13 protein-coding genes and 1 pseudogene are annotated in these 19,735 nt (G+C 59.6%); 12 read left to right on the top strand and 2 right to left on the bottom strand.

Annotated features, from left to right (window positions below):
• Positions 1–8: 8 nt before the first annotated feature.
• The 10 genes and pseudogenes from QNA11_RS18795 to cysC form a co-directional block, all read left to right on the top strand.
• Entirely contained in the window at positions 9–1,376 is a 1,368-nt protein-coding gene (locus tag QNA11_RS18795) for a hypothetical protein (RefSeq protein WP_283484314.1), read from the top strand.
• Between the two features lie 885 nt (positions 1,377–2,261).
• Positions 2,262–3,314: an MbnP family copper-binding protein gene (locus QNA11_RS18800; RefSeq protein ID WP_283484315.1), complete on the top strand. Its 1,053-nt coding sequence runs from the start codon at positions 2,262–2,264 to the stop codon at positions 3,312–3,314.
• Entirely contained in the window at positions 3,311–4,495 is a 1,185-nt protein-coding gene (locus QNA11_RS18805; RefSeq protein ID WP_283484316.1) for a methanobactin export MATE transporter MbnM, read from the top strand. The genes QNA11_RS18800 and QNA11_RS18805 overlap by 4 nt, the downstream gene beginning before the upstream one ends.
• 854 nt (positions 4,496–5,349) lie before the next feature.
• Positions 5,350–6,117: a methanobactin precursor domain-containing sigma factor gene (locus QNA11_RS18810; RefSeq protein WP_283484317.1), complete on the top strand. Its 768-nt coding sequence runs from the start codon at positions 5,350–5,352 to the stop codon at positions 6,115–6,117.
• A gap of 79 nt (positions 6,118–6,196) precedes the next feature.
• A complete protein-coding gene (mbnB, locus tag QNA11_RS18815) occupies positions 6,197–7,036 on the top strand; it encodes a methanobactin biosynthesis protein MbnB (protein WP_281932324.1) in 840 nt (279 codons plus the stop codon).
• On the top strand, positions 7,005–7,583 hold the full coding sequence (gene mbnC, locus QNA11_RS18820) for a methanobactin biosynthesis protein MbnC (RefSeq protein ID WP_283484318.1): 579 nt from the start codon (positions 7,005–7,007) through the stop codon (positions 7,581–7,583). The genes mbnB and mbnC overlap by 32 nt, the downstream gene beginning before the upstream one ends.
• Positions 7,562–8,881 carry a multi antimicrobial extrusion protein MatE gene (gene mbnM / locus QNA11_RS18825; protein ID WP_283484319.1) on the top strand — a complete coding sequence of 440 codons (1,320 nt, stop codon included), beginning with the start codon at positions 7,562–7,564 and terminating at the stop codon, positions 8,879–8,881. Before mbnC ends, mbnM begins: the two co-directional genes overlap by 22 nt.
• A complete protein-coding gene (mbnF, locus tag QNA11_RS18830; protein ID WP_283484320.1) occupies positions 8,878–10,527 on the top strand; it encodes a methanobactin biosynthesis FAD monooxygenase MbnF in 1,650 nt (549 codons plus the stop codon). Before mbnM ends, mbnF begins: the two co-directional genes overlap by 4 nt.
• Positions 10,528–10,884: 357 nt before the next feature.
• Positions 10,885–11,670: a sulfotransferase family protein gene (locus tag QNA11_RS18835; protein WP_283484321.1), complete on the top strand. Its 786-nt coding sequence runs from the start codon at positions 10,885–10,887 to the stop codon at positions 11,668–11,670.
• A gap of 240 nt (positions 11,671–11,910) precedes the next feature.
• Positions 11,911–12,504, top strand: a pseudogene (gene cysC, locus QNA11_RS18840) (adenylyl-sulfate kinase); the annotation flags it as partial.
• Positions 12,505–13,210: 706 nt separating this feature from the next.
• On the opposite strand, the gene QNA11_RS18845 reads toward cysC, so the two are convergent.
• Positions 13,211–13,471 (bottom strand): hypothetical protein, encoded by a 261-nt coding sequence (locus tag QNA11_RS18845; RefSeq protein ID WP_283484493.1) that lies wholly within the window; start codon positions 13,469–13,471, stop codon positions 13,211–13,213.
• A 132-nt stretch (positions 13,472–13,603) separates the two neighbouring features.
• On the opposite strand from QNA11_RS18845, the gene QNA11_RS18850 reads away from it, so the two are divergent.
• On the top strand, positions 13,604–15,496 hold the full coding sequence (locus QNA11_RS18850) for a PAS domain-containing hybrid sensor histidine kinase/response regulator (protein WP_283484484.1): 1,893 nt from the start codon (positions 13,604–13,606) through the stop codon (positions 15,494–15,496).
• A gap of 11 nt (positions 15,497–15,507) precedes the next feature.
• On the opposite strand, the gene QNA11_RS18855 is transcribed toward QNA11_RS18850, so the two are convergent.
• Positions 15,508–16,509, bottom strand: a complete 1,002-nt coding sequence (locus tag QNA11_RS18855) for a chemotaxis protein CheB (protein WP_283484322.1) — start codon at positions 16,507–16,509, stop codon at positions 15,508–15,510.
• A 92-nt stretch (positions 16,510–16,601) separates the two neighbouring features.
• Here QNA11_RS18855 and QNA11_RS18860 point away from each other — a divergent pair, with 92 nt between their 5' ends.
• A complete protein-coding gene (locus tag QNA11_RS18860) occupies positions 16,602–19,709 on the top strand; it encodes a chemotaxis protein CheB (RefSeq protein ID WP_283484323.1) in 3,108 nt (1,035 codons plus the stop codon).
• Positions 19,710–19,735 lie beyond the last annotated feature (26 nt).

Here is a 19,735-nt window from a genome sequence, read left to right on the forward strand (position 1 = left end):
AGGATTGGATGCTCAATTTTGCCCTGGCCCTGGTCCTGGCGGGAAACCTGATCCTGGGATTTAGCTTCATGCAGATCAGGCTGCCGGGACTCGGCATCCCCCTTGGGGAAACTGTTCTGATTTTGGGCTTGCTGGGATCGAATGTGGTGAGCTCATTGCTCGAGATGAGGTCGGTTATCCGACTGTTCCCCCTCGTCGCCTGGTGGTGTTATGCGATCGGTTGGGCGGTGTTTTTTACGCCCGAATACGGATTGTGGGCGCTGCGCGACGCGTCCCAAGCGATCGACTCGCTTTATCTGATCGTAGGATATTCGTTTGCGTCACAACAGCAAGCCTTGGAACGGTTGTTCCGCTGGCTTCCGGCAGCGCTTGTTGTCGCTGTCGCCTATGCCAGCGTCGGCTATATTTTTAGAACCGAAATTATAGCGGGGTCGCCTCAGATCGTATCCGAGCATGGTGAGGCGGTTCCTATATTCGGCCTGTTCAACACCGGGGACGTCGTCATCTTTTGGGCGGCGGCCTACCTCATCATAAGATTTCCCGGTGCGCCTTGGGCCGCCTTGCTGGCGGGCGCGCTGGCTTCTTATATCATTGTCGTTTTCCAAAATCGCACCGCCTATATGCAGCTCGCCGCGCTCTTGTTGCTAATGTGGTTCCTGCGTAGATCGGCGATACGACCGCTTTTATCTTTTGCGCCTCTTTTGGTTGCTGCGCTGGCGGCGATCGAAGTCCTGGAATTGCACGTTCCGGGGCGCCTGACGAGCCAGGTTTCTCTTTCGTTTTTCGTCGATCACATTGCTGCGATGGTTGGAATCTCGGACGGGAGCAACGACGCGATATCCGCCGCCGCTTCGGGGGTGGATCAGCGCATGCAATGGTGGACCGACCTGATTGATCGAGTTACGGCGGATTCCACGACGTTCCTCACCGGTCTGGGGTTCGGATTCCCGCTGATATCGTTTGGAAATGTCGCGGGAATTCAAGTGCGAGAGCCACATAATTCTATGATGTCCGTTTTTTCTCGATGCGGCCTGATCGGATTTGCCGTCTGGTTCTGGATGCATGCCGAGCTCTTTTACGTCGCCCTGAAAGCATTTTTTCGCGCAGGAGCCTATTTGCCTTCCCGCCTCTGGCAGGATCGGATCTTTGTGATGTTAGCCTTTATCGTGCTCGTTCTTATGGGCTCGTTAGGCGAAGACAATCTGGAAAAACCCTATTTTGCGATCCCATACTACTTCCTCTGGGGCGTCATTTTGCGCGGAGCGTTTGCACTGGGCTCGTTCCGTAAAAATTGTGGGTCAAACTGCATCACCTCGTCGTCGAACGTCGGCGTATCGCCTTCTGGCGGCTCTTTATCTTCTGCGACAGGAGGGTGAGCGCGCCGGTAGGAACCGCGTCTACCGCCTCGATCGCGCGGAAGGCCTGCGGTGAGGTGTCACCGGGGCCATTTCTGTTTCGGCCTTGGTCGTCATACCGCACGACAAGCCCTACTGAGAGCTGGCTTACGCGCGGTTCGATCCCGTGGCCCAATGGCCGGGCCGTTTGCCGTCTGCTGCCGGAAGGCTGAGAACTTGCCCCGATCCGTCTTGTCTAGGCCGACGAGGAGAACGGGCGGATGAAGGAAGCCGCACTAAACCAGAATTAAAGAGATAAGGCGCCGTGAGGCTCTTGAGACTACCGTGGCCGTCGAGGCGCGCTCCACAAGAGATGTGCTTCTTGTAATCTTGGTTGCCTATTGACAAGCGGACAGCAATAAGAGACATGGAACTATGCGGCAGTTTTACCAGATAAAGGACTCTTTGCGCGCTTTTCGTGCGCACGCGGTCATTTGTCTAATCGTGCTGCAAGCAGTCGCCTTTCTTTTCGCGCCCGTCAGCCGGAGCCACGTCCAGAACGATATTCCCGGGGTTTCGCTCGCTTTGGCTGGCGCAATATGCGGGGACGACGCGCCTCATGGCGATCCAGCGCATTCTACTCACGATTGCCAGTGTGTGCTTTGTGCGGGTGCCGGACGCGACCATTGGAACGTAACGCCTGCGTTGCTCGCGGCTGTGGCGATCTTACTGACGCCGGATCTAGAAGAATCGTCGGCGGCGTCGAGTTCGCAAGAGTCTCCGTCGCTGCCATCTCGACGTTTCCTCATACCGCTTTCTCGCGGGCCCCCGACCTCCCTCTCCTAATACTCCCACGCTGGGCGATTTAGTCCGCTCGGCCACCTTCTCGCACTGTTTTTGCGCGTGTCGCGAACAGGAGGCGAAGCTATGTACATTTTTCTGGTGTTGGCGCTGTTCGTGGCGGTTTCCGCGCCTCTTGGCGTCGCGCGAGCCGCGCAGGACGATCGCGGTGAAAAGCAGCAGGTCGCAATTCGTTTCTCATTGGCGGCTGGAGGCAATTCGGTCCGATGCGGGCAAGACATTCCGGGCCTCGGAACCGGCGGCCGCTCTGCGCAGCTCCGTGATGCGAGACTCTATATATCGGCTGCCGCGCTCATCGACGCCGCCGGGCGCGAAGTTCCCATCGAATTGGACCAGAATGATTGGCAGTACGCAAACGTCGCTTTGCTGGATTTCGAGGACAAGACCGGCAAATGCGTCGGCAATGCCGAAACATACGACACGATCAAGGGGCTGGCGCCGAAAGGACGCTATCGGGGCGTCAGCTTCGTCGTCGGCGTTCCGAGCATCGTAAAGGACAAAGAGGGAAAGGACATCTTTCTCAATCACTCGAACTTCGCGACGGCGCCGGCGCCGCTCGACATTCAGGCGATGGCCTGGAATTGGCAGGCTGGGCGTAAGTTCATCAAGGTCGAAGTCGATCCGGAGGGAGGCGTGACGCGCCCTCCGATCACGCCCAAGCTTGCGCCGGGCAGTGCGGACGGCGCTACGGCGAGCGCCATTGGCGCTCCCGCAATGGCCGATGCGCCGAAGCCGGCGCCTTCGAAGGTCAACGCCGACGGCACAGTCACCGTATCGACCTGGATGCTGCATTTAGGCTCGACCGGGTGTCATGGCGACGCGGTAAAAGGCGAGATCACCTCTTGCGCCAGCGCCAATCGAATTCCGGTAAAATTTGCGTCATTCGACCCGTCCCGACAACGCGTGGTTTTAGATTTGGCGGCCTTGTTCTCCGGCATCGATCTTGGCCAAGACAAGGGCTTCTCGACGGGATGCATGAGCGGCCCCGCCGACCCCGAATGTGGGCCGATGTTCGAGAATTTGGCGCTTCGGCTCAAAGAAACCGCCCTTGATGCGAACGACGCCGGTAAACCATCCGGCGCGGTCACGAAAATTTTCCGTGTGGAGACCGCGAAATGACTCGTCGTCATCTTGCCGTCCTTCTGACGGCTCTCACGCTGATCTCTCCCGCAGCTCATGGAGGAGCGGACCAAAACGAGTCTGCGTGGCGCTGGTCCTTGCCGGATTTCTTGCCGCCGCCTCGCGTCCCGACGGACAATCCAATGTCGGAGTCCCGCTTCCAGCTCGGGCGTAAGCTGTTTTACGACACACGGCTGTCGGGAAACGGGAAGGAAAGCTGTGCCTCGTGCCATTTGCAGCGTCTCGCGTTCACAGATGGGCGCAAGCTCGGCGTGGGCGCCACGGGCCAGAACACGCCGCGCAATGCGCCGAGCATTGCAAACGTGTCCTGGCGTGCGACGCTTACCTGGGCCAACCCGGCAATGGTCACGCTGGAGCGACAGATGGAAGCCCCGCTCTTTGGCGAAGACCCGATCGAAATGGGCGTCAACGACAAGAACCGGAAGGAAATTCTTTCGCGCTTTGCAAATGACGCAACCTATCGCCAAGATTTCGCAGCGGCTTTCCCCGGCGAAGCGGAGCCGCTCAGCTTTGGAAACATCATCAAAGCGATCGCCGTATTCGAACGCGGCGCTGTGTCAGCGAATTCGAAATACGACCTCTACCTCCAAGGAAAGGCGACGCTGACCCCCGAGGAAATCCGCGGCAAGGATCTGTTTTTCGGAGAGAAAGCCGAGTGCCATCACTGCCATGGGAGCGTCAATTTCGACGATCAGTTTTATCACGCCAAAACCCGTGGCGTCGAAACCCCGTTCCACAATACGGGGCTATATAATCTCGACAAGGACGGGTCATATCCAGCGCCCAATCGCGGCGTTTACGAGAACACTCACAAGCCAGAAGATATGGGGACATTCCGCGCGCCCAGTCTGCGGAATATCGCCGTGACAGCCCCTTACATGCACGACGGAAGCGTTGCAACTCTCGAGGATGCTGTCGAGATCTATGCCGCCGGCGGGCGGAACCTGAAGGACGGTCCCTTCGCGGGCGATGGACGCCACAATCCAAACAAGAGCGCGCTGATCGTTCCGATTGATCTCAGCGAGCAAGAGAAATCGGATCTCATCGCGTTTTTGAAAACGCTTACGGATGAGTCTTTCCTCTCGTCACCGCGTTTCAGCGATCCGTGGAACGGCGCCTCGACCTCGATCGGCGTCTCGGTCGTTACTCCGCCTCATTGAGATCAAACTGCTGAGGAATTCGGTCCGTGGCTAACAAGATTCGCCTGACGCGCCGCGTTTTTGTTTCACTCGCGTTGGCGCAGCATCATCTGCCGCGCGAGACTCGTCCCTAGAGCGCATCCCGCAAAGGTTGAGAGACTTTTTGCGAAAAGAATGCGCTCCAGCTTTTTAAAGCTGCGCGCATTCTCTTAGCTCGGATGATTCCATGCGAGCGGAAAGCGCGCTAGGCGGGTCCCCCTCAAGTCCTGGCGTTGGGCAAAAGCAAGGAATCGCGGAGGTCCATGCTTCTTCGCATCTTCCTATTAACAGTCGTCTTTTGGCAGGTGATTGGCGCATCGGCGACTTTTGCCGTGCGGGGTCATGGCTCGCGCATGGAGGGCCAAATCTGCCGGATTGGCGCCTCGCCTGGATCGCCTCTGAGCCCGATCGATTCTCCCTATGCGTGCGATTGCAGCTTTTTCTGTAGCGCTTGCGGGGATCTGCAGCCGTTCCTGCACGCCCAAGATCACGCTGCCTACATAGGCGGCTCTTCGACAGAGATCGGCGCGAGTCCTTGGGGCTGCGATGATCTATCGCCCCTGCATTCGCGCTGCCAAAGGGCGCGCGCTCCGCCCGTCTAATCTCCTTTCGCTTCTATCTTCCGTGGCCTTGGGTCTCGGCCATCGTCCCTGAATTAATGCGTTGCAACGCACCCCGCATTGACGAGGCCGGCGCCAGGAACGCGTTCGTGCGCTAGGCCGCGCTCAACAGCCAGATTGGACGTCGAGCCTTCAATCGAGGGCCGCCGGAATGCACGCGACCTCACCCTTTCCCCAACCGGAGCGCAACAGCGCCCACAACACCGCGAGGTGCTCATGCGCCATTCATCCACCCTCGAGCGCTTGTTTCGCAATCACCATCGCGCGCTCACAAGCCGAGCGAAACGTCTGATCGGCGCACACGAAGCCGAGGACATCGTCCAAGAGGCTTATCTAAAAATGCTCGAAAAGGGAGACTGGGAAAATGTAACCAACGTCCGGAGCTATCTATCGAAGACCGCCTCGAACATCGCAATCGATTGGCTTCGTCGGGAGAGGGCGCGCAGCAAGTCCATCGCCAACGACGTAGCATTCACACAATTGGCGAGTGGCGAGGCGTCTGTTGCCGTCGCCTCGATCGAATCGGACCCGATGTTTCACTTGAGAATGATCCTTGGTCATCTGCCGCCGGATTGCCTCAGAATCTTCCTCCTAAGCCGGGTTCTCGGGCACAGCCACGCCGAGGTGGCGAAAGAAACCGGCCTGTCCGTTCGAACTGTCTATCGCTGTATCAATCGCGCACTCGAGCTTCTGGATGTCGATCCTAGCAAAGCTGAAGGCCTGGCGGCGCAACGGTCCGGGGAAGCCAGCCGACCTTCAATTGGCGCCCATAAGAAAAAACTAATTCAGCAGAGTCCGATTTGCCCGGTGCCGATCGTCTTACCTAACGGGCCTCCCAATTCGGAGCCTCGTCCGATCAAAATCGGACAAATTCACACCAGGAGAAACGCCATGAAAATTCGCATTGCCAAGCGCGTCGAGCTCAATGTCATCGGCCGCGCCAGCGCCCGTTGCGCGTCGACCTGCGCGATGACGAACGGCTAACCAACTGCCGAGGCCTTGCGTCGATCCCAGCCGGGATCGACGCAAGCGCCTACAAAAGACGCAGAAAGGATAGAGCTACATGCGCATCGGCCTCAATTTCACGCTCGGCGACACATATGATATGGTGAAGCGATTGCTCGCTGAAGGTCATATCGACTACTGCGAGTTTCTAATCGACAATTTTTTCTGCGTCGACCCTGCGGAAATTGCCGGCGCTTTTGATTGCCCTGTCGGCTTCCACGTCATGTATTCGCGTTTTTTGGAAAGCGACGAGGCGACGCTCGTCGAATTCGCGAAGAGATTACGCGATTACATAGACGCCGCTGATCCGATCTACGTCTCGGATCATATTTTGCGGTTTTCGCATGACGGCCGGCAATTTTTTCATTTAGGAGAAATCGACTATTTTGCAGAGTATGATTTCGTGCGCGATCGGGCGCTGCGCTGGCAGGAACTGGTGGGCCAGAAAATTCATTTCGAAAACTATCCCTCTATCATGGATGGCGGCCTCGAAGCGCCTCGCTTTTTCGAACGCCTCATCGACGACACCGGCGCAGGCGTGCTCTTCGACGCCTCGAACGCGATCTGTTCTCATCGCAATTGCGGGACTCCCCTAGAGTCATGGCGACGCGTCATCGGTTCAGCCGAGCATTTTCACGTCGCCGGATACAGGCAGTCTCTGATCGAGCCATATATCGCATTGGATACTCACGCCGAGGCGCTGGCGGCGGACACTCTGAGCTTCCTTCGGGATTACAGGTCGGTCTTCGACAAATCGGGCGCGACGATCACTTACGAGCGTGACGACGAGATCGAGTTCGACGCCATCGTCGAGGACCTCAAAGAGATAAGAAAAATTTTCGCCGAACCGATGGAAGGTCACAGGAATGAACTTGTCTTATCCGCCCACGAGAGCTGATCGCGATCTCTACCCCGCGCTCATGTCGATCGAAGAGAGCGAAAATTTCCCGCGAGATCATAAGTCATTCGTGCGTATCGACACGAGCCTTCGCGTCTACTGGCACACGCTGTTCGATATATGTCCGGATTTACTGACACTCTCGGGCCCGGATGGGATGGCGATCTTTCGACCCTTTATGGCGTGGGCCGCGCGCCGGCGTCTGGCCTTCGACTGGTCGTTTTATCTCTGGGTATATGTGTGGCTGCAAGAGTCGGAATTCAGAGATCGGTTGGATCGAGACGGGTTGCTTCAAACAATCATGGGCGCCTCTGCGGCGCGCTGGGCGATCCTCGATCGCAGCAGGGACTGTGGAATTGTGATCGGCTGCGCCGACACAAGCGATCTCGTGGTGGGCTGGAAATGCCACAGCATCCGGGGTGGGCGGCAAATCGAGCTCATCGAGCCCGAGGAAGCGCTGCCGCCGCCAGCCAATACGTTCGGGTATTTTAGGCAGCCCGATTTCGAGCTCGGCGGATTTCCCGGATGGCAAGGCTTGTCGAGATGATCGACACGGGGTTCTGGCGTGGATATTCGATGCTCGCGGCGAGCGCCTGCGCTGCATCTGTGACCATGCAGATCGACCTTGCTATGATCGCCAGATCGGGAGGGCGCGTTGCGGGCGCCTTCGCCGTTCTCATGCGTATGACCTTGCTGGATGTGGCTTTGACGATCGCCTTGGCCTCCGTCGCCGGGATTGCCGCCGCTCATGCGACAGACCGTGACCATCTCGGTAGCGTCGCCGGCCAGTTATGCGTTCTTGTCACAGCGGTTGGCGTCGCCACGAGCGCTTTCGGCTTCTTTGCTTATCCGCCCCTGTTGGCGCAGTTGATAGGGACGGAGGAAGCGGCGCCTTTGATCGGCCAGCCCATCTTTTGGCTCGTCGCCGGCACGCCCTTGCGAATGCTCGCGAATGCACAAGGTTTTGTGCTGCATGCCCTCGGGCAGGGCTCGGTGGCGTTCCGTTCGAAACTTGCCGAGGCCCCGTCGAAGTTTATTCTCAATTTCCTCCTCATGGACGCGCTCGGATTTGATCTAGCGGGGTGCATGATCGCCGGCTTCGTCATCGCAGCCGCTTCGTCCTTGTGGCTTTGGCTTCGTTTGCGGGAGCTCGGCGCCTGGTCGTTCGATTGGCCAGAGCGCGCCTTTGCGCGATGGTTTCTCTGGACAACATTTTGGGAATCCCATCGTATCCTGTCGCCTCAAGCGGCAATGCTCCTCGCCCTGGCTCTGTTCTCCTCCACGCGATTTAGCGGCTACGGCGTCGATCGTCTCGACGCCTTCGCGGCGGGGCAAGCCTTCATGTTGTTTGTTCTCAGCCCGATGCCCGTCTTGACGCGTTTCCTTGCCCTGCGTTTAACAGCCGTCGCGCCTCAGAAACAATCACCCGCGCTGATCAAATTGGCGCAATCCGGCGCGCCAATCGTTTCGATTACTGCAATTTCTCTATTCATTGGCCGCGACTGGATTGGCGACTCCCTATACCATCAGCACGGATCCTGGTGGTCGACGTTTATCGCCGTCTTGTCTCTGTCACTTCCCATTCGATATTTGGGCTGCGTGTCGAGGGGAGCGATGCTCGCGCGCGGCCGGTTTCCCGAGCTCGCCATGATCGATGCGTTTGCGCAATGGCTCCTCACGCCGCTGTTTCTGTTTCTCGGCCTTTCCGCTGATGCTTCGTGGTTGGCTTATCTTTCGCTCATCATTCCGGAAGTCGCTTGCGTCTGCTTGATTCCGGTCGCGCTCTGTCGATCGCGCCACAGCGCTTCCCTCTCACCGCTTCCATCCGAAGGGCCTATTCGATGATCCGACAGAGAGTGCCTGTGTTGATCGTAGGCGCGGGATACGCTGGCCTATCTGCCGCGACCCTGCTTGCCTGGCGGGGAGTTCAATGCATGCTGGTCGAACGACGCGAATCGACATCGCGGCTTCCAAAAGCGCATGGATTGAACAGGCGAAGCATGGAAGTGCTGAGGGTCGTCGAAGGCCTGGAAGAAGCGTTGCATTCTGCGAGCGGCGCTCCCGCAAACGACTCCACGCTCATCATCGCCGAGCGCGTCGTCGGGCCTGCAATCGCAACGCTGGTCACCAAGAACGCGCTCGATTCGACTCTCGTGTCGCCCGCGAAGGTATGCACCGCCGGTCAGGATCGCGTCGAGCCCGTGCTGTTGCGCTATGCCGAGGAACACGGCGCCGACGTCAATTTCTCAACCACTCTTGTCGAGTTTCGCGCGATGAGCGAAGGCGTCGAAGCAGTCCTTCGCGACGAAAAGACCGGCGCCGAAAGGATCGTGTTTGCTGATTACCTCATCGCCGCTGACGGCGCTGAAGGGGCGATCCGGGAAGTCGCCGGCGTGAAGATGGACGGACCTGGCGTGCTAGCGCATACGGTCTCAATTCTTTTCGAAGCCGATCTGGCGTCGGTTTTGCCGAGCCGCGGGCTTGTGCTTTATTATCTCCGGCATCCATCCTTCAGTGGCTCTATCGTTACCTGCGACGACCCAAATCTGTTCCAACTCAACGTCGAGTATGACCCCGCCTTCGACAAGGCTTCGGATTTTGACTTGGATCGCTGCGCCCAATTTGTGAGGGACGCGGTCGGCCTGAGCGACCTTGAATTCGAGATACGCGACATTTGGCCGTGGAAGATGTCTGCCTTGATGGCCGATCGTATGTCGTTCGGCCGTGTATTGCTTGCCGGGGATTGCGCACATGTCATGCCGCCGGTGGGAGGATTAGGCGGGCAAACGGCGATACAGGACGCCGCCGACCTTGCGTGGAAGCTCGCCTTGGTGATCAAAGGGCACGCTGCTCCGACTCTGGTTGAGACCTACGAGCCCGAGCGTCGGCCGGTCGCGCGTATCGCCATTGCGCGGCAGATCGCCAATTACGTCGAACGTCTTTTGCCGGACCGGCAGGAGTTGCGCATTCCAGCCGACGAATATGACATGCTCTCGACCTCGATCGGGTATCGCTATCGCTCCAGCGCCATCATCTCGGAGTCGGACGATAGTGGAAAGGCGGTCGAAAACCCGCTGGAGGCGAGCGGCGCGCCCGGAACCCGTCTTCCGCACGTCTGGTTGGTCCGTGGCGGAGAGCGACTCTCCTCTCACGATCTGATCGGCCGCCATTTCGTTTTGTTTGCGGGTCCGGAAGGCAAATGCTGGGCCGAGGCTGCGGAGGAAATCTCCAAGGCGGACCCGCCGCTTTCGTGCTACCGGCTGTCCAGCGACATAGCCGATCCTAGCGATCAGTTTCTCTCACGCTTGGGATTGTCTTCAAGCGGCGCGGTTCTGGTGCGCCCGGATGGCTATATTGCGTGGCGGTCGCGCGAGGGCCAGCGGCAAGCGCATTCGGTTCTGGAAGGCGCTTTTGCGCGTGTGCGCGGCATGAGGTCTATGACGCAATCACACCAAGCCGAGGCTGAATCGCTGTTCGAAACGGGGCTATGAGTTCGCACCCACAAGGAACAACCCAGGGTGTCGAACTCATAAGCTAAGAAGCAGGCGCACGCCGAGCGTCCTGGACCGGCTTTTGTTTCTAACATCGGATATCCCAATATGTGGAGGATGGACATGTCGCGGAGTTTCGGCGTCTCTGAAAGCCCATTCGCTTCGCAGCGGATAACGGTCGACCAGCAACGGGTCGAGACGCTGCAGCTTCCCTATCGGGATTTCAGAGAGCTGTCTTTAGCTGGGGAGAATTGGCGGAAGTTGCCTTTAGAGGCGCGGCGCCAGTTCAGAAGCTATTATTTTTTCAATCCCCCAAAATGGCGGGTGTGGGCGCGGCGGCTGGGGTCGGCCGAACGCATGGAGCCCAGCTTCGCTTCAATCGGCGCAGTGCGTTCGGGCACGTCATTTCTATCGTCCTATATATTCCAGCATCCCCATGTGGTGCTCCCGCTTTCCAAGGAAATATCCTTTACAGAAACCATGAGAGACCTCATGGCGCATTTTCCCACTCTGGCCGAGCAACATGCCGCCGAACGGCGGTATGGCGGCGCCATCACCGGCTATTGCACGCCGGTGATGCCTAATCCGCTATGGATATTCCTTGCCAAGTCGATGTTTCCCAATTTGCAAATCGTCTGCGTGCTGCGGGATCCGGTCGAACGCGCATTTTCTCATTGGCGCTGGGACCAAAAGCGATTTGTAGAACGAAAAAAGCTCGACCCGCATTGGAAGGGATTTCCCACGTTCGAAACGCTCATTCGGACAGAACAAGAGACAATCCGAGCCGGGGGCATGGAGGTCCATGCCTTTTCTGGCGCGCGCGCTGGCTATTTGAGGCACGGCATCTATGCGCCGTTTCTTCGTTTGCTGGCGGAGCAGTTCGGGCGCGAACGCATTTTCGTCGTTGACGCCGCCGAACTCTTCCGCGATCCGGGCGGCGTTACGAAACGGATCTACGGATTCCTTGGCCTTCCGCAGATCGAGCCGCTTATTATCGACGAGCAAAACTCGGGTCCATCAGGCGCGCTTCCCGATGCGCTGCGCTCGGAACTCACAGAATTCTTCCGCCCCTATAATGAAGCGACGTACGAAATTGTCGGAAAAGATTTCGGTTGGGGAACAGCTTATACGGGGTCCGAGTGATTGGTGCGGCGCATTGCCGACGCTCGCGCAGCGAGCGATCGGAAATGACAAGCGCCAATGCGAGTTATTCAAACGGGAATGGTGGCAGATGTTCTGGGAGAACCCAGCCTAATCTCAGGGCGCGCGTATTGTTCATTCCGGCGACGTTAGGCGGTGTCCGGCTTGGGGAGTGTCTGTGTGATCGATGATAGAGGAAATCCTCACGCAACTGCAATGCAGCCGATGAGCGGTCCCGTGCATCAGCGCACGCAGCATATTCAGTGGCAGCCGACGTTGGTCGACAAGGCCAGGCGGGCCACTCAGAAAAGCCAGAAGCCTGTTGTCTTGTGGTTTACCGGACTTTCTGGAGCCGGCAAGACCACGCTCGCCAGTCTTGTCGAAAAACATTTGTACGAGAAAGGGAAACATACTTACCTGCTCGACGGCGATAACCTCCGTCACGGGCTCAGCAATGACCTTGGCTTTACCGATGCCGATCGCGTGGAGAATATCCGACGCGTCGCCGAAGTCGCCAAACTGATGGCAGACGCTGGTCTCATCGTGCTCGTTTCCCTAATTTCCCCATTCCGTTTCGAGCGACATCTGGCCCGCGAAATCATGGCCCAGGGCGAATTCGTGGAGATTTTTGTCGACACGCCGCTCGAAGAATGCGTGAGGCGCGACTCCAAGGGCTTATATAAGCGTGCAATGTCCGGTGAGATCCAGAATTTTACCGGGGTTTCGTCGCCTTACGAGGAGCCCGAGAGCCCTGAGCTCCACATTCGGACCGTTGGTTGTGATCCCTTCGAGCTCGCACGCCGCGTCGAAGATTACGTGGACCTGCATATTCGCTAGACGAGACTTCTCTGTGCCCGACCGGACGCCAATGACGTCATTCCGGTCGACATCGCGCCGGACGAGCTTCTTCGCCGCCTGAAGGTGGGAAGGTCTATGTTCCCAAGAGGGCCCGGTGGGCGACGCCAGCTCGAACGGCCGGGAATCGGCGCGTGAACAAGCTTCGGGTCCTCATTTGAAGCTCTGGCGCAGGTTTCCGAGAGCATGGGCGTCCGGCCTGTGCGCCATTTTCGCGCGTAACGTCGGCGAATTCGCCTTACCGAGGCCAGGACGGCGATCCTCCATTGCCGATAGCACGCCCTTGGCACGCTTTCCGCTCGCATGGAATCATGCGAGCGATGAGAAAGCGCGCAGCGCAGCGTCAAAAAGTTGGAGCGCATTCTAACCGCAAAAATCTATCAACTTTTGCCAAAATGCGCTCTCGATTGCCGCGAAGGCGCGCCGCCGTCCCCTCGGCCTGCTGGCCGCGCACGGAAGAACTGCCGTGCCCTGGGCGCTCTCACTTACGCTCCCGCTTGAAGCGCAGGCAAGCTTTCCATTACCATCCTCCCGCTAAATAGCTAGAAATGTTGGAATAAGCCCGAACAGACAATATCGACGCGTGTTTGAATTAGGGGGCGCGCCATGGATGGCCGGCGCGATGCGAGGCCATTAGCCAGTAAACGAGCGGAGACCATCCTCGGGCATGTCCGAATGCGCGTCGCAATTAGATCGCAAACGCCATTTCCTTGTCCTGATCGTCGGCAGTGGCGGAGCAGAGCGGGAATTCGTTTGTCGTGCGCTCGAACGAGACGGGCTTAATGTGGTCGAGGCGCCTTATGGGCAGGACGGCCTCGCCAGATTGAGGCAGCTCGAGCCCGACTGCCTCGTCCTGGATGAAGGCTTGGAAAGCGAGCGCCATGAATTTCTCGCGGCCTTGCGAGAGGGCGGCGAGCCGTCTGGCTCCATTATCGCAATCGATGCGCATTCGACCGGAATCTTCGATGCGGAGACCGACGGGGCGGTCCATCTGCAAAAAAGCACTCTCTCGGATGAAGGCGTCGCGGCCGCGGTTCGCGTTGCGGTCGATCTGGCCCGTATAACGAAAGAGAATAATCTTTTGGTTTCGAGATTTTGCGAAAGCAGGTGCCACTTGAACGCTTTTATTCGGCAGGCGCCGGTCGCAATCGCCATGTTCGACACGGAGATGCGCCACATCGCCTATAGTCACAAATGGCTCGACGCCTTTGGGATGCGGGCCGATGTGCTCGGTCGATCATTATACGACGTCCTTCCCAGGGTTCCGGAGCACTGGCGCAAACTGCACCGACAGGCGCTGCAGGGCGAAAGCGTCTCGCGGCGAGAGGATCTCCTTCTCTCCCCTGATGGGCGTCGCCAGTGGCTGGCTTGGGACGCATCGCCGTGGCGCGCCTCCGACCAAAAAATTGGCGGCGTTTTGCTCGCCGTCCAGGATATCACAGGGCGGCGGGCGATCGAGGACGCCCTCGAGACAAATCAGGCCCAGCTCGAGGCGGCCCTCGCAAGTATGACGGAGTCTATCGCAATTTACGGCGCGGACGGGCGGCTGACGCAGTTCAACGGAGGCTTCGTCAGATTCCATAGATTCGACGACGCCGGGGATTACAAAAAATCGGACCCCTCATTTCTCGAATATTATGACGAGTCAGGGCATTTCGTGCCCTGGAGAGATCTGCCCGACCGGCGGGCGATGAACGGCGAGACAGGCATCGGCCTCGTTTATCGCTTGCAGCGCAAAGAGACGGCCGCCCAATGGTTCGGGAAGTATAATTTTGGCCCCATCCGCGGCCGCGGGGGCGAGATCGTCGGCGCCGTCGTTACCGCGCATGACGTTACGGAAGAGAAACGCGCCGATGAAGCCCGGCGAGAGGCGGAACGACGCAAGGACGAATTTCTTGCGGTCCTCGCGCACGAACTGCGCAACCCGCTCGCGCCGATCCACAATGCGGTTGAAGTTCTGCGGCGGACCGAAGACGCGCCCGCCGAAAAGCGACGCACCATGCTCGATATGATGGAACGCCAAGTGCGGCATCTGGTGCGGCTCGTCGACGATCTGATCGAGATTTCGAGAATCGAGCGCGATAAGATCGAGCTTCGGCGGGAGCGTTGCGAGCTTGCGTCGATCCTGCAAAATGCCGTCGAAACCGCGCAGCCCTTAGTCGAGCAGAACCGTCACAACGTCGGCCTTCATTTGCCTACCGAGAAAATCACCTTGCTCGGCGATCCGGTCCGGCTCGTGCAGATTTTCGCCAATCTCGTGAACAACGCCGCAAAATACACGCCGCCGGGGGGCGCGATCGAGATCCGGGCAGAGCGGCGGGGCGATGAAATTGTGGTCGTCGTGCGCGACAATGGCGTCGGAATCCCACCTGAGTCGCTGCCGCATGTGTTCGACCTTTTTATGCAAGGCGACTCGAGCCGCCGAGTCGGCGGGCTCGGCATCGGCTTGGCGCTCACGTGCAAGCTCGTGCAATTGCACGGCGGATCAATCGAGGCGAAAAGCGAGGGGCAGGACAAAGGCAGCGAATTTATCGTACGCCTTCCGCTTCAGCCTTCTGTTCCGCAGACCGCTTCGCCGGCGAAAGCTCGAGGCAAGGTCTCGGATCGGCCGATCCGGGCGCTCGTCATCGACGACGATCTGGATGTAGGCAATAGTCTCGGCATATTGCTCTCGACCTTGGGCGCGGAAGTTCGAGTCGTCTACGATGGCTCTTCTGGCGTGGATGCTGTTCGCGATTTCGCGCCGGAGGTTGTGTTTATCGACCTTGGCATGCCGGGGATGGACGGTTGCGAAACCGCGCGGCGGATTCGCTCCAGCCAGATCGGACGCGAGCTCAGGCTCGTGGCGCTAACGGGCTGGGGTCAGGACGAGGCGCGCGCCAGGACCAAAGAGGCCGGCTTCGACGCCCATTTGATTAAGCCTGCCTCGCTGGAGGCTCTCGAGCAGGCGCTTCAAAGGGACGCACAAGCGTGACCGCCGCCCCGTCATCCGTCGCGCCGAGGTCGGCGCTTCGCGTAGTTTTCCTGAATGATCCGGACACGGTCCGCCGCCGCCATCGCTTCGTCGGCGTCTTTCAGCAACGCTTCGGCGTCGGCGCCACGGGCGATCGAATGCGCCGCCATGTGTCGCTTCAAAATCGCTTCTTCCTGCAAGCAACGCATGGCGTTCCAAAAGGCGATCTCGGTGTTTTCGGCCAGCCCCGCCAACAGCGCCTGCTCCGTGAAGGCGTGACCGGTGTGGCACCGGAAACGCGCGGGCCTTTCGCCTTGCAACAGCGTCAGCGCGCCGTGGCATTCCGGGCATGTCAAAGCAGTCGGCTCTCCGATCTGTTTCAGCGTCTCGATCGAACCCGCTCCGCCGGCGAAGATTGCAAGCTCCGCCGCGAGATCCCGCGGCTTGTCCACCTGAGGCCGCGCGGGCTCGGCGATCATCCGAACAAGTTGCGGACCGATCTCGACCAGCGGGAGGCAATAATCGACGTGGACATTTTTGAGCGCGCTCGACGGCATCCCCGGCGCCAGGGCCTCTTTTGGATCCTGCACGATGGCCGCGCCGCCGCACAGCTTGATGGCCTGCAATCCCGCCGTTCCGTCGTCGAGATAGCCCGTGAGCACCACGCCGATTAAGCGCGGTCCGAAAACGAGCGCTGCGGATCGGAAGAGCGGATCGATCGCCGGGCGGGCGAGGTTCTCCTTGGGCCCCCGACTCAACCGGAGCCTACCATCTTCGCCGACCAGCAAATGACGGTCCGGCGGCGCTACATAGATTTTTGCGGGTTCGAGCGTTTCCTCGTCTTGCGCCGAGACGGCCGCCAGAGGCCCCGCACGATCGAGAATCTCTGGAAGCATGCCGGGGCTTGTGGGGGAGAGATGCTGGGCGATAAGCAGCGAAGCTGGCAAATCGGATGGAAGCGTGGCCACGAGCGTTCTCAGCGCGTCGATCCCGCCAGCCGAGGCGCCGATGGCGATAATGTCGAACCGCTCCATGGGGCGCACGCTCGCTATTCGAGAAACGCAAGGACTCGCTTGCGCGCGCAAGCGGTTCGCTGGATAAGCTAGCGCGCGAGGGAAGAATAGAAATGGTTGAGGATCTCGACACGCTGCCCGCTGACGCGCCTCGGTTGCCTGTCGTCGGGATTGGCGCATCCGCAGGGGGAATTATTGCCCTTCAAAAATTCTTCGACGCGCTCGGGGATGATGTCGGCGCCGCCTTTGTCGTCGTCGTCCATCTCGATCCCGCGCATTCCAGCGAATTGCCCGCCATCCTTCAAAGCCACACGCGGATGCGTGTCCTGCAGGTCAATGACCCGGCGCCGCTCGCGCCGAATATAGTCTATGTGATCCCGCCGAACCGTCGGCTGCTGGTCTCCGGCGAGAGCGTCGCGACCGGGCCTTTCGACGAGCCTCGGGGACAAAGAGCGCCGATCGATCTTTTCTTTCGCTCTTTGGCAGAGCACCACGGGGATGGCTACGCCGTTGTTCTCAGCGGCGGCGGCGCGGACGGCGCCATCGGCGCGCGCGCCATACAGGAGAAGGGCGGAATTGTTCTCGTGCAGGACCCGAACGAGGCCGAATTCCCTTCTATGCCGCGAAACGCGCTCGAAGGCGGCGCAGATTTCGTTCTTCCCGTCGCCGATCTGGCGCGAACCCTCGCCGGCTTGATCAGGGCGAGGGGGCATCTTTCGGTCTATGCGCATAATGATGAAGGCGATGAGGATTTCCTGCGTCGCATTTTGGCGCATCTTCGGTCCAGGACCGGCCAGGATTTTTCAGGCTACAAGCGCGCCACCCTGATGCGGCGCATCGCACGGCGCATGCAGGTCACGCACACCGAGCGGATGGATCAATATCTCGCCTATCTGCGAGACCACGCCGAGGAGGTGCATGCGCTTTTCAACGACCTGCTGATTTCGGTCACGAGCTTTTTCCGCGATCCGGAGGCCTATGTCGCGCTCGCCAGGCATGTGATCCCGAGATTGTTCGATCATCAGCCGCGGGAGAACGCGGTACGCGTCTGGGTTCCAGCCTGCGCGACCGGCGAGGAAGCCTATTCCATCGCTATGCTTCTGCTGGAGGAAGCCGCGCGGCGCGAGATGCGTCCAGATATCCAGATATTTGCCACCGATATCGACGAGGCCGCGCTCGCGATCGCGCGGGAAGGACGCTACCCCGCCGCGATTGCCGTCGACGTATCAGAAGAAAGGCTTCGTCGCTTCTTTGCGCGCGAAGGGGATCAATACCGCATCAGACGCGAGGTGCGCGATCTCGTCGTCTTCGCCTCGCACAGCATTTTGAAAGACCCGCCTTTCTCACATATCAACCTGATCTCCTGCCGTAACCTGCTCATCTACCTGGATCGCGATCTGCAGCAGCAGGTCGTCTCGATTCTCCATTACTCCGTGCTGGGGAAAGGCTATTTATTTCTCGGCACGTCGGAAAGCGCCGACAATCCGCCGGGGTTGTTCGCCCCCGTCGATCGCGACTCCCATATCTACCGCGCCATAGACAGGCCCCGAGACAGGTTGCCGGCTTTGCCGCGCCTCTTCACATCGGTGCGCCTTCCCGAGCTGCCTGGCGTTCCACGACCGCCGCGCACGCAAAGCGCCGTCGATTCCTCGCTGCACCGTGAGGCGCTCGAATATCTGGCGCCCCCGAGCCTGCTCGTCGACGAGGGGCATCTGATCGTCAATCTCTCCGAAACCTGCGGCAAATTCCTGCTACTTCCCAGTGGGCCCATGACCAATGACGCGGCAGAAATCGTCCGCCCAGAGCTTCGGCTGGAGCTGCGCGCGGCTTTGCACCGCGCTTTCGAAAGCAACGAGCCGACGGTCAGCCTACCGATTCCCGTGCGGTTCAATGGCGCACCCAAGGCCGTCGTGCTGCATGTGCGCCCGGTCAAGCGCGATGACGCGCCGCGCGCCGCGCTGGTGATGTTCATCGAGGGCGGCGCAGCCGAGCCGGTTGCGCCCGCCGGGGCCGAAGGCGGCGAGCAGTCGCGAGTGGTCGCTCAGCTTCGTGAGGAGCTGCACGCGACCCGCACAGTGCTGCGCACCACGCGCGAACAATATGAGGCGGCGACAGAAGAGCTGCGCGCCGCCAATGAAGAGCTGCAATCCATCAACGAGGAATATCGCTCGACCGCCGAAGAGCTCGAAACGAGCAAGGAGGAGCTGCAGTCGATCAACGAGGAGCTTCAGACCCTCAACAATGAATTGAAACTCAAGCTCGAGATGGTGTCGCGCGCGCATAACGATTTGCAGAATCTGATGGCTGCGACGGACGTGAGCACGATGTTCCTCGACTCGAGCCTGCGCATCGAACGCTTCACGCCGCGTATCGCCGAACTCTTCAACATCGTCCAAGGAGACGAAGGGCGCCCTGTCACCGATTTCACCCATCGCCTGGAATACCAGGATTTGGTAGCGGACGCGCAGCGCGTGCTGGCGGACCTTATTCCAATCGAACGAACGGTGCGCACCGTCGCGGGCCGATGGTTTTTGCTGCGTCTGCGGCCTTATAGGACCATCGATGACAAAATCGAGGGCGTCGTCGCGACATTCGTCGACGCCACCGAACACCGGGAAGCCGAGGCCGCCTGGGAGGCGCGCCAGCAAGGGTTGCTCAAGGAAATTGCCGATCGAGCCGAGTGTACGCTCGAGGTCGTGCGAATGCTGGCGAGCCATACGCTTGGCGACGGCCGGGCGACGCCGGACGCCTTGAAAGCGCTTCTGTCGGGCCTCGACGCGCTCTTGGAGACCAATCGATTGCTGGTGGAAAGCGACTGGCGGGGCGCGGCGGTCGACGCCATCGCCCGCCGGCTGCTCGCCGCCCACGGAGCCGAATTCATGAAAGCGACCCAGCTCGCAGGCCCTTCGGTCTTAGTCGCGCCCAGAGTCGCTATGGCGCTCGCCCTGGTTTTGCAGTCGCTCTCGCAAACGGCCGTAGAGCACCGCACCGAGGGGCACAACGCGCAGGTGGAAGTTAGGTGGCAAACACGGACGATGGAGAACGGCGCTCAACTCCTGGAGCTGAAATGGACGGAGCGCGGCGGCGCCGCCGCGCCCGACTACGCCGCGGCAAGCGCCGCCTTTTCTGTTATCGAGCAAGCCGTGAAGGGCAGTAGCGCTCGCAGTAGCTGTGACGCTGGCGAGTTCCACTGCTCGATCGCCCTGCCCCTTACTTCCTAGCGCGCTTTCTCGCCGCTCGCATGATT

The sequence above is a fragment of the Methylocystis sp. JR02 genome (assembly GCF_030063565.1).
In the GTDB taxonomy this organism is placed as follows: domain Bacteria; phylum Pseudomonadota; class Alphaproteobacteria; order Rhizobiales; family Beijerinckiaceae; genus Methylocystis; species Methylocystis iwaonis.

Coding starts and splice junctions, on each gene's coding strand:
- QNA11_RS18795 (WP_283484314.1), top strand. CDS start 9: ATGCTCAATTTTGCCCTGGCCCTGGTCCTGGCGGGAAACCTGATCCTG.
- QNA11_RS18800 (WP_283484315.1), top strand. CDS start 2,262: ATGTACATTTTTCTGGTGTTGGCGCTGTTCGTGGCGGTTTCCGCGCCT.
- QNA11_RS18805 (WP_283484316.1), top strand. CDS start 3,311: ATGACTCGTCGTCATCTTGCCGTCCTTCTGACGGCTCTCACGCTGATC.
- QNA11_RS18810 (WP_283484317.1), top strand. CDS start 5,350: ATGCGCCATTCATCCACCCTCGAGCGCTTGTTTCGCAATCACCATCGC.
- mbnB (WP_281932324.1), top strand. CDS start 6,197: ATGCGCATCGGCCTCAATTTCACGCTCGGCGACACATATGATATGGTG.
- mbnC (WP_283484318.1), top strand. CDS start 7,005: ATGAACTTGTCTTATCCGCCCACGAGAGCTGATCGCGATCTCTACCCC.
- mbnM (WP_283484319.1), top strand. CDS start 7,562: ATGGCAAGGCTTGTCGAGATGATCGACACGGGGTTCTGGCGTGGATAT.
- mbnF (WP_283484320.1), top strand. CDS start 8,878: ATGATCCGACAGAGAGTGCCTGTGTTGATCGTAGGCGCGGGATACGCT.
- QNA11_RS18835 (WP_283484321.1), top strand. CDS start 10,885: ATGGAGCCCAGCTTCGCTTCAATCGGCGCAGTGCGTTCGGGCACGTCA.
- QNA11_RS18845 (WP_283484493.1), bottom strand. CDS start 13,471: ATGCGCATCGATTGCGATAATGGAGCCAGACGGCTCGCCGCCCTCTCG.
- QNA11_RS18855 (WP_283484322.1), bottom strand. CDS start 16,509: ATGGAGCGGTTCGACATTATCGCCATCGGCGCCTCGGCTGGCGGGATC.
- QNA11_RS18860 (WP_283484323.1), top strand. CDS start 16,602: ATGGTTGAGGATCTCGACACGCTGCCCGCTGACGCGCCTCGGTTGCCT.